Here is a 10,810-nt window from a genome sequence, read left to right as displayed (position 1 = left end):
GCATTAAGCATGTCTCTAGCTGAAACTCCCATAATATCTGATACAACAGATCCTAACTTAATATTCGCACCTTCTAATACCTTTTGAATACGATTATGCTGCCTTGCACGTTCTTCAATAATGCTTCTTCGATAACGAACAAGCTCGCGTAATTCACGTTGATTCCTGTCAGGTATATAGCTAGCTTTAATTAGTCCATGACGGAGAAGTTTGGCAATCCATTCTGCATCTTTTACATCTGTTTTACGTCCTGGAACAGCCTTCATATGTTGTGCATTTACTACTAAAAATTCAATCTCCTCATATTCTAGTAAGTTCACAATAGGCTTCCAGTAAACACTTGTGCTTTCCATAGCAGCATGCGTACAATTGTGCTGTTTGATCCAGTCAACCAGTTGGATCAAAAACACAGTCTTAGTAGAAAAAGTTTTAATCTCCTTTCCTTCTGGAGTGATGATACATGCGGTGATGTTGTCCTTATGGACATCCATTCCACACGCTCTTTCAATGATTACATCCATTGAAATACATCCTTTCTACGGCGATAATTAGAATTAGAGGCTGGTGCAACAACCAGAATAGGATTAATCTACCATGTGTGCTTCCCGTAAGGGAGCGACAATCAGTGGTGCACCGTGGTCGGTGGAGTCAGACTAAAGAATGGGCTCTAACGCACCATAGTTAAACGACCTTCCTCTCCCAGCCGTAGAATCAGTATTGACGGTTCTAAACCATTTTCATTCTCTGTGGTGAAGCGCTGACTTTGCGCTTCATGGATGGCTAAAGGGTAAGTTTAATTCAATAAGGCATTACTGTTTTTTATAGTTTTTTATAGGAAAGATCAAAAATCAATGAAAATATGGATGGGGAAGAGCTAGTGGATATAAAGAATATTGCAATTGGGATATTATTAACTATTGCTGGATTAATAACATTAATACTTACAATTAGATATTTAGTAAAAGAATATAAAAATGAAGAACGTAAAAAAAGAGTATGGCATGTCTTAGATGTAATATTGGATATCTTTTGGTTCCATATTAATTTTAGTACCATATTTTTATTAACTGGTATTGTGTCATTAATATTAGGGATTTTTTATATTTTAATAGAACTGGTTTAGGTCATATCAATTGTTACTTAATTCAATTAAAGGGGAAGGATAGTTGAAGAAGGGAACGTACTAAAATAGAAAAAGTATAAACTTTATATCAAGACAAGGAGGGTGAAGATTTATGAACTTTATGTTTACAATTATTTTTGGAGTGATAGGGATATTACTACCTTTATTTGGTGCTGATCCAGCAATTTTACTACAAGGCTTAATATTCGGTATTCTTGTAGATTTGTATGTTAAAGCAGATAAAATTCATCAAGAATTGAGTAAATCTAAGAATAAAAATGGGCAGGAGTAACAAGTATAATTTACAAACTTTTATTCAACTAACGGGGGCGTTAGTTGAACAAGACTGTGATATCAGAGCAAAAGGATCAGATTGTAATTATCTAATCCTTTTTGTATTGTTATTTGTATTGCTAATTTGCTGCTAAATCCAGTGCTAATTAACCTGCGATTTAACGTTTTCTCCCTCTCAACCGAACGGGTTACCACACAAGGCTACGAGCGTTTTCACATTTATTTACCAAATTCATTCAACACATGAGCAATATGTAAAATACCTTCCTCATAATCTGTTATTCGAATCGATTCGTTTGGTGCATGTAATTTTGACTGTGCCCAGCCTACACCTGTGCTCACAATCGGAAGTTTTAGATTGTGACCAAAGTCTGTCATCGGTCCTGTTCCTGCGTTGTTAGGAGAGAGAACGACGTCACACTTGTATACTACTTCTGCCGTGCGAACCATTAATGAAACGAACGGATCAGATAAGTCAGAACGATAGGCTTTCACACCACTTAGAAGTTTTACACTTACATCTGAAAATCCGTGTTTGTGCAAGTGGTCTGAAATCACTTGGTGAATGTGTTCAGGGTCCTGACCTGGAACTAAACGACAATCTAGCTTTGCTAGTGCTTTTTTCGGCAATACTGTTTTCGAGCCATCTCCGTAGTAGCCACTTTGAATTCCGCAAATCGTCATCGTTGGATTTAAGATGTACGCTTCTCGAGGGTCTTGACCACTGTAGTTCGTAATTAATGGATGCTTCAGTCCATAGTTTTCACGAAACGACTCTTCGTCGAACGGCATCTTTTTTACATAGTTCAACTCAATTTCAGTAGGAGGGAGGATGTGATCATAAAATCCTTTGACTAAAATTTCATGTTTACTATTTTTCATAGAAGCAAGTGCATGTGTCAATCTCCAGGCAGCATTCTCAGCAAGCGGACCTGTTTTAGAGTGAAGATCCATGTCGGCAGTTTCTACCGTTAATTCGAAATACGCCATTCCCTTCACACCTGCCATTAAATTGACCCGGTTTTTCTCATCTCGATCTGCATGCTCCCATATACATGCGTCCGCCTTAAATAAATCACTATATTTCTCTAAATAGTAGGGAAGGTTTGGACTACCAATCTCTTCTTCACCCTCTAGTAAAAACTTAATATGACAAGGCAAGCCGCCATCTTGCTTCTGTAATAACTCGATAGCAGTAAGGCGTGCCATTAAGTCTCCTTTATTATCAGCAATGCCTCTAGCAAACAGCTTTCCATCACGCTCTGTTACGTCAAACGGATCAGATTCCCATTCATGAAGAGGCTCCGGTGGTTGAACATCATAATGATTATAAAATAGTAGAGTTTTGTTTGAATTTCCTTTTTCTCCAGGTTCAAAGTGAACATACAAAACAGGAAAACCACCAGTAACCTCATCTAGTACCCGAACACTACCACCAATAGAAGTTATTTTCTCCTGTAAAAATTGAACTGCCTCTCCAATACTATTATTTTGCGCTGAAATCGAAGGGATCCGGCAAAATTGCTTTAGCTCCTCAATGGATTGAGACAGTGATTCTTTTACTTTCGCTGATAAGATTGATAGATTTTTGCTCATTATTTTAACCTCCTATTAGTTTTTTTCGTTATATTCAATGAAATGGGTGAACTTTGTAACAATGGTAAACGATGACATAAAACTCAATCATATGAATAGGCTTGCAAGTATTTAGATAGTGCGTATTCAAGTATGTAGTCACATTAAAGGGACTAGGTGTTTATATGAAGTTTGGCAGAACATTTGAACATGTAAAAAAACATAAGATTATACTATTATATCAATTTCCCAAATACTTAAACTATTCTAAAAAATGCGAGGGTACAAATGTCTGAAAACATAGTTCGATTAAACAAGATGATTGATGTCACAAATCATGGACATATTTTATATATATATGATTCCATTGATTGCTATATTGATAACGCATCAACCTATATTTTTACAGGTGTTGAAGAAGGTCATCAAGTCCTCTTCATTGAAAGAAAAGAACTGTTTGAACAGATTCTACAAACACTAGAACAATCCTTAACACCAGAACAACTTAAAAATGTACATTTTTGTGATAATCAAGAGTATTATAGGACGTATGATGATTTTAATAGTGAAAAAATCCTTGAGCATTTTTCGAAAACATTACAGAAAATGTTTAATCCTCATTTGTCTGTTCGAACGTGGGCAAATGTTGATTGGAAAAAACAAGAGTCCATTTCGACAAAACTCGAGCATTTTGAAATAATGGCAGATGAATGTGTACGAGATTCAAAGGTTATATCCGTTTGTGCATATTGCGGTGAGCGAATATCAGCGACTCTTCAAAATAAATTACTACGATCACATGACTACTTCATGACGGACCATGAGTTTGTGAAGTCAAATTTATATCAAATTAGAAATGTTACGTTTCCATCCCTTTGGGAACAAAAACAACAAATCAAGGTAGCTGGTGAGTTAAAGGCAACCCAACATCAACTACAGTCATTTATCATGCAAAACTTAGATCCGATTATTATTTTAGACAGCAATGATATCGTTGTAACTGTAAATGAATCATTTGCTTCAACATTCGGTTATGAAACAAATGAAATTCTCGGTTTGTGTGTGTATGACCTTCCGTTTATACCAAGTAATCGAATAAATGAAATCTACTTGAATCGAAGTATTACGCACCAAGGAGAAAAAGTACAAGGATATGAAACAATACGTCAAACAAAGGATGGAAGAAATTTAGCCATTCTTGTCTCTGGCTTTCCATTAATTGATGAAGACAACAATGTCTCAGGTTGGGCCGTGATACTACGAGAAATAACAGAGAAGAAGCACAAGCGGAAGAACTGATGATTAAGTCTGAAAAGCTATCCATTGCAGGGGAGTTAGCAGCAGGGATTGCCCATGAAATTCGAAACCCGATTACTTCTATCAAAGGATTTCTTCAGTTGATGCAATCAAGTGAGTATGAAAAAGAAATATATTTTGACATTATGTCATCGGAAATTAATCGCATTGAGCTCATATTAAGTGAACTGCTCATGCTCGCAAAACCACAAGCCACTCAAACTGCACCTAGAGATGTCACGATGATTCTTGAAGATGTGGTTGCACTCATGCAGCCAGAAGCGATATTAAAAAATGTACATATCCAAGTGATGGCTGAAATTGAACAAGCCGTTGTTGATTGTGAAGAAAATCAACTAAAGCAAGTTTTTATAAACTTTATTAAAAATGCTATAGAAGCAATGCCTGACGGTGGTGTACTAAACATCATTGTGACAAACTCATCTTCTAATGAACTTAGCCTACAATTCACCGATCAAGGATGCGGCATTCCAGAAGAACTCATTTCAAAACTAGGACAACCCTTTTATACAACAAAAGAAAAGGGAACCGGTCTTGGATTCATGGTAAGCAAACGCATCATCGAAAACCACCATGGAACCGTAGACATCCATAGCAAACTAAATGAAGGTACGACAATAGAGGTTAAACTTCCAATATAAGGATATAAAGAAAAGTCGACAAGTGCCAGCACTGTCGACTTTTCTTTATTTTATTACACGCTTTGCAAATAAGTAATGCTTTCCCCAGTAAGGGTTGCTTAGCACATTTTCTGTAATGGTTACGCCTTTTGAGGAGGAAGCGTGTATCATACTTCCGTCTGCCATATAGATTCCTACGTGACCAACACGTCCATCTGAATACGTACTTGGATCTGTAAAAAAGAGCAGGTCACCTTGTTCTAACTTTGATACAGACATTCCTACACTGGCTTGTTCTCTCGATGTTCTTGGTAAATTAACTCCATTTTTCTGGAAAACGAGCATTGTGTATGATGAACAATCGAATAGGCGCGGAGCTTCAGAAAGTTTTGCGCCATATTTATAGCCGGCACCAATATATTTTTTCGCGTGTGTAATGATGTTTGCACGAACTGCTGTAATATTTGTTGTCTTTTTAACAGGTGCTTTTTCTCTAATAGGTTCGGTTTCTTTTGCTGTTACCTTCGTCGGAATTTGTAGTCGTTGACCTGGATGGATGATGTTGGTTTTTAAATTGTTTGCAAACTTTAATTGATACACCGTTGTATGGTGAGCACGAGCGATATCGAATAATGAATCACCATGTTGTACAATGTACTGCTTCGCTGGTTTTTGAACTTGAATCGATCCGTTTTCTGGTTTGAAATACATATACACGTTGAATAACGCACTACCAGCAGAAAGCGAGATATAGGCCGTTTTGTTATGCCACACAAGTGGGTCGATATGAATATACTCATTTCCTTTTCTAGCAATCGCGCCTCCAACTGTTGCACGAAGCTGGCTCGAGCCATCCGTCACTTGAAACGTCGCATTTTTCGGATTGTATTCAATCGCATTATACTTTAACATATTCGCTAACCGAACGAACGGTATGTACAATTCACCGTTAATTTTTATCGGCTCTACTCCATCTACTGCTTTACCGTTCACGAATACACCTGCAGTAGGCATTACCTTAGTCTCCGCATGAACCGTTAGTGTACCACTTGCACTAACAATCAGAATCAAAAAAGCAATAAGTATTCTTTGAAGTCGGTTTCTTGTTGATTTCACTACTAATTAACCCCTTTTCTTAAAATCATTCAGTTCTATATTCTGCCCAAATTTGTCATTTCATTCCCGATACTCGAAAAAATAGAAATAACTACACAAATTAGGATAATCATGGAATAGTAACAAATACTAATGTTGAAATAATAGAAGGAGGTGAATACGAGAGGTTATAGAACAAAATTGTTACATAAAAAATTTGTTAAACATTAAAGGAGGTTTTATTGATGAAAAAGAAATTGTTTGGGTTTGTTTTATTAATTTCTTTACTTGTTACATCATTCTCAGGAGGAGTATTTGCTGCTGAAAATCCTAATGCAGAAAAGGATATCGTGGATACGGCAGTAGCAGCAGGTCAGTTCAATACACTAGCAGCCGCATTACAAAAGGCTGGATTAGTTGAAACACTGAAAGGGAAAGGACCTTTTACCGTATTTGCTCCAACTGATGAGGCATTTGCCAAATTATTAAAAGACTTAAACATTACAGCTGAAGAGTTATTAGCAAGAGAAGATTTAAAAGATATTCTTTTATATCATGTTGTACCAGGGAAAGTGTTATCAACTGACTTAAAAGATGGAATGAAGGTAAAAACAGTATCAGGTAAAGAAGTAACCATTTCACTAGATCCAGTTCAAGTAAATAAATCAAACGTCGTAAAAGCAGATGTTTTAGCATCGAATGGTGTGATTCATGTCATTGATGCTGTATTATTACCACAATAAAAATTAAGAGGCTGTCCTATAAGTCATAAATTGATGACTTATAGGACAGCCCTTTTTTATGTATAAAGGAAATCGTCATTTTGACACCATTTTGTCGCTTATTCACACATAGGACACTGGAAACTATCAATTGAAGTATTAAGCAGGAGAAATCTCGCTTTTTTGTTTATGGATAGTAATTTTGATGAGGATGAAAAAATATAAATCAACGAAATGATTTGTATTCCGACGAAACAATTCTATATCAAACAAAAGTGAGTCACATTCCGGCGAATCTGTCACTTATTTCGGCGAAAATTCAATATCTATCGGCGAACACCATCATAATTCAACGAAACATATTCCGATTCAAACACTTTAAGTCAAATCCGACGAAATCGCCCCAATGTTTTCCATCACTTTTTCGAACTCTCTGAAAATAAAGGTAGATTTTTCAAGTATACCTATTTTAAAATAGTGAAAGAACATAGGGTAGTTAGTAAAGGATGGTAGTATGGATTATTTTGCAGTGAACAAGCCGGTCCCGTATTATGAACAATTTTATCATTCGATTAAGCAAATGATTTTTGATGGAGTATTTGCACCCGGTGATCGAATTGTGGAAACGCAGTTAGCTAAAGACTTTAATGTGAGTAAAAGCCCAATTCGTGAAGCAATCAGAATGCTTGAAAGAGATGGACTTGTCATATTAGATGAAAAGTCCAGAGTCATCGTTTATAAACCAACGTTAGAAGATGTGGAAGAAATTTATTTTTGTAGAAAAGCTCTGGAGTCCTTTGCGGTTGCACATACGACGAAAATTGCTACAGATGATGAAATTGCGAGTATTGAAAAATTATTGAACGATACAGAGATTGCCATTCAAAATAAGGAAGACGCTCAATCAATTATAAAGCTGAATGAAATGTTCCATAATCACATTATTGATTACACTAAGAATAATCGACTTCAAAAGCAGTTATCGGAATTACGATCACTCATGTATTTCTTCCGCATTATGAACTACAAAGGGGAGAACAGGGCAGAAGTGATTCTTGAGCAACATCGTGGGATCTTCGCGTTGATAAAATCAAGAAAAGCTGAAAAAGCATCCGAAGCAATGGTACATCACTTGCAACAGGATCTCGATAATTTAACGGCGTATTTAAACAAATTGAATAACTAAAACGAGGACACTTCGAAACTAGAAGTGTCCTTTTTCATAATTGAGTGAAAATTTACAAAAATATATTGCATGCACTATTTTTATCGTTTATGATTATCTTAGTATCCAGTCGACTGGATACTAAAAACACAAAATTACATACAAACACTAATGGGGTGAGAGCCAGAAATGAAAACATTAAAGATCGCAAATATACCAGGAGACGGAATAGGAAGAGAAGTTGTTCCGGCGGCAACCGACGTATTACACGTGATCGCAGACCTGCATGGTGGATTAAAATTTGATTTTACTGAATTTCCGTGGAGCTGTGAGTATTATTTAGAGCATGGGACAATGATGTCTGAGGATGGAATGGAGAGACTTAAAGACTTTGATAGTATTTTCTTAGGAGCAGTTGGAAATTTACAACTCGTTCCGGATCACATTTCATTATGGGGATTACTCATTAAAATCAGGCGTGAGTTTGAACAAGTCATTAACATCCGTCCAGCCAAGATGTTAAAAGGAGTACGCTCGCCACTGTTAAATCCGAAAGACTTCGACTTAATTGTTGTTCGTGAAAATAGCGAAGGAGAGTATAGCTCAATTGGCGGAAATATTTATCAAGGTGAAGATGAGCTAGCCATTCAAAATGCGGTGTTTTCTCGAAAGGGTACAGAAAGAGCGATGCGTTTTGCATTTGAATTAGCGAAAACTCGTCGAAACTTCGTTACAAGTGCAACCAAATCAAACGGTATTGTGTATTCCATGCCCTTTTGGGACAGTGTGTTTAAAGACGTTTCGGCGGATTATCCAGAAGTGAAAACTGATTCGCAGCATATTGATGCATTATCTGCCTTCTTCGTCACACAACCTGAACGATTTGATGTGATTGTAGCTAGTAACTTATTTGGTGACATCTTAACTGATTTAGGGGCAGCCATTATGGGGAGCATTGGAGTTGCACCAGCTGCCAATATAAATGTAAATGGTAAGTATCCATCGATGTTCGAGCCTGTCCACGGTTCTGCACCAGATATTATTGGAAAAGGAATCGCGAACCCAATTGGTCAAATATGGACAGCGAAGATGATGCTCGATCATTTCGGCGAACACGAACTTGGTACGACTCTAATAAATGTAATCGAAAGTGTGACCAACGACGGTTTCTTAACACCAGATATTGGTGGTACCTATACAACGAAAGAAGTAACAGATGTAATTACTACTAGATTAAAAGAAGTTGAAAAAACAGGAAAACTAGTTCAAAGTAATAATATCGAGATTCTTTAATCCATTTTACATCAATGTTTTGGCTACTTTGTTTCAAAGGTGGAAGTAAAGTTCCTGACATTATTATTTAAATTTAAAAGGGTTGTTTTCGCAAAGCTTGTTGTTGCAGATGAGGTTTTGAAAACCAAAATGTTCGAGTTTCAGAGCATTTGTCGCATTTCCCCTCATTAATAAGCAACAACTTTGGTAAACGCCTAAATGAAAGCGCTTTAGGGGTAAACGCTTTTTCAAATTTAAATAAGAGGTGAGTAGGATGAGTATTCAAACAGAAACAAATGTTGGGGTATCAAAGGTACGTTTAAAAGATGAAAAAATTCTAGGTTTGCAGTTACCACTTTTCTTTGGGGTTGCGTTCATCGTCATTTTAGGAATGTACCTCGAAATCCTTCCAAGCAATATCGCGAGTGGTCTTGCGGTCACCATGATACTTGGTGGATTGCTAAATTGGATTGGTGATAAGATTCCTGTCTTCAACACATTTGGTGGTGGACCTTTACTATGTATACTGATTCCTGCCTTGTTCTTGTACTGGGGTTGGATTCCCGAAAGTGCTGGTGTATTAGCTGATAGCTTCTACAATGATATGGGATTTGCAGAAGTTGCGGTAACAGGTATTATTGTCGGTAGTTTATTGAGTATGGATCGCAACATGTTGATGAAATCTGGAGTACGCTTTTTCATTCCTCTTGTAGCAGGGGTTGCCTCTGCATTATTAGTAGGTGGATTAGTTGGTCATTTAATAGGATTTGGATTTGCAGAAACGATTTTCTTCGTTGTTGGTCCGATTATGGGTGGGGGAATGGCTGCTGGTGCAGTTCCAATGTCTGAAATTTACGCTTCCACAGGTGGCGGTGACGCAGGAGACTACCTGGCAAAGCTGGCTCCAGCGGTTATGGTAGGAAATATGATTTGTATAATCCTAGCAGGTATATTAAATGGTCTAGGAAAAAGAAAAAAGCCATTATTCAATAACTTTTCTGGTGACGGAAAAATTTTAAGATCTGATACATCTAAGCCAAAAGTTGCTTCTGAAGAAAAGAAACAAGGATTAATTCCATCTTCATTATCAAACATTTCGATTGGAATTCTAATCGCTTCTGGAATATTTGTATTTGGTCAAATCTTAAACGAATTAGTTCCTTCTCTACATTCTTATGTTTGGATTATTTTAGCTGCAGCATTCTTAAAATTATTTAATATTTTACCAGCAAGTGTAGAAAAAGCTTCTGAAGACTGGTATGACTTTATTTCAATGGCATGGGTACCTGCGATACTAGTAACGATTAGTGCAGGAATGATTGATTTTAATAGTGTACTAGAAATTGTTACAAACCCTAGTTACTTAAGCTTAACGTTAATTACAGTCGTTATGGCAGTACTTGGTGCCGGTTTAGTCGGATTACTAGTTGGCTTCTATTTCGTCGAATCTTCTATTGCTGCTGGTCTTGGTATGGCAGACATGGGTGGATCTGGAGACGTTGCGGTATTAAGTGCAAGTGGAAGAATGGGCTTAATGCCATTCCTTCAAATCTCTTCCCGTATAGGTGGAGCCTTCATGTTAATTGTATTATCTGTTCTTGCTTCCTTCTTGCTATAAAACGAGGAA

Annotated in this window: 11 protein-coding genes; 8 read left to right on the top strand and 3 right to left on the bottom strand. The window is 36.9% G+C overall.

The genetic code is table 11. The features are described 5' to 3' along the window. Window positions 1-521: IS110 family RNA-guided transposase (locus tag JR050_RS18510; RefSeq protein ID WP_204205127.1), on the bottom strand; the 521-nt coding region annotated here is incomplete at its 3' end. A gap of 356 nt (window positions 522-877) precedes the next feature. Here JR050_RS18510 and JR050_RS18505 point away from each other — a divergent pair. Together JR050_RS18505 and JR050_RS18500 are read left to right on the top strand one after the other, a co-directional pair. Next, a complete protein-coding gene (locus JR050_RS18505) occupies window positions 878-1,123 on the top strand; it encodes a hypothetical protein (RefSeq protein ID WP_204205126.1) in 246 nt (81 codons plus the stop codon). A 112-nt stretch (window positions 1,124-1,235) separates the two neighbouring features. Further along, window positions 1,236-1,415 (top strand): hypothetical protein, encoded by a 180-nt coding sequence (locus tag JR050_RS18500; RefSeq protein ID WP_204205125.1) that lies wholly within the window; start codon window positions 1,236-1,238, stop codon window positions 1,413-1,415. Window positions 1,416-1,636: 221 nt separating this feature from the next. Here the strand turns inward: JR050_RS18500 and JR050_RS18495 are convergent, their stop codons facing one another. Continuing rightward, window positions 1,637-3,013: a M20/M25/M40 family metallo-hydrolase gene (locus JR050_RS18495; RefSeq protein WP_204205124.1), complete on the bottom strand. Its 1,377-nt coding sequence runs from the start codon at window positions 3,011-3,013 to the stop codon at window positions 1,637-1,639. 267 nt (window positions 3,014-3,280) lie between these two features. Between JR050_RS18495 and JR050_RS18490 the strand changes: the two genes are divergently transcribed. Further along, a complete protein-coding gene (locus tag JR050_RS18490; protein WP_204205123.1) occupies window positions 3,281-4,291 on the top strand; it encodes an MEDS domain-containing protein in 1,011 nt (336 codons plus the stop codon). Further along, window positions 4,291-4,950, top strand: coding sequence for an ATP-binding protein (locus JR050_RS18485; RefSeq protein WP_204205122.1), 660 nt, complete (start codon window positions 4,291-4,293; stop codon window positions 4,948-4,950). The genes JR050_RS18490 and JR050_RS18485 overlap by 1 nt, the downstream gene beginning before the upstream one ends. 45 nt (window positions 4,951-4,995) lie before the next feature. On the opposite strand, the gene JR050_RS18480 is transcribed toward JR050_RS18485, so the two are convergent. Then, entirely contained in the window at window positions 4,996-6,045 is a 1,050-nt protein-coding gene (locus JR050_RS18480) for a C40 family peptidase (RefSeq protein WP_346726777.1), read from the bottom strand. Between the two features lie 224 nt (window positions 6,046-6,269). Here JR050_RS18480 and JR050_RS18475 point away from each other — a divergent pair, with 224 nt between their 5' ends. From JR050_RS18475 to JR050_RS18460, 4 genes are all read left to right on the top strand, one after another. Continuing rightward, on the top strand, window positions 6,270-6,767 hold the full coding sequence (locus JR050_RS18475; RefSeq protein ID WP_204205121.1) for a fasciclin domain-containing protein: 498 nt from the start codon (window positions 6,270-6,272) through the stop codon (window positions 6,765-6,767). 493 nt (window positions 6,768-7,260) lie between these two features. Further along, entirely contained in the window at window positions 7,261-7,932 is a 672-nt protein-coding gene (locus tag JR050_RS18470; protein WP_204205120.1) for a GntR family transcriptional regulator, read from the top strand. A gap of 168 nt (window positions 7,933-8,100) precedes the next feature. Next, window positions 8,101-9,204, top strand: a complete 1,104-nt coding sequence (locus tag JR050_RS18465; protein WP_204205119.1) for a tartrate dehydrogenase — start codon at window positions 8,101-8,103, stop codon at window positions 9,202-9,204. A gap of 253 nt (window positions 9,205-9,457) precedes the next feature. Beyond that, complete coding sequence (locus JR050_RS18460; RefSeq protein WP_204205118.1) at window positions 9,458-10,801, top strand: 2-hydroxycarboxylate transporter family protein; 1,344 nt, start codon at window positions 9,458-9,460, stop codon at window positions 10,799-10,801. Window positions 10,802-10,810 lie beyond the last annotated feature (9 nt).

Origin of the sequence: Bacillus suaedaesalsae, assembly GCF_016890225.1 — a bacterium.
GTDB lineage: Bacteria > Bacillota > Bacilli > Bacillales > SA4 > Bacillus_BS > Bacillus_BS suaedaesalsae.
Note: the sequence above shows the minus strand (reverse complement) of the source record. Positions and strands in the feature narration are given on the sequence as shown.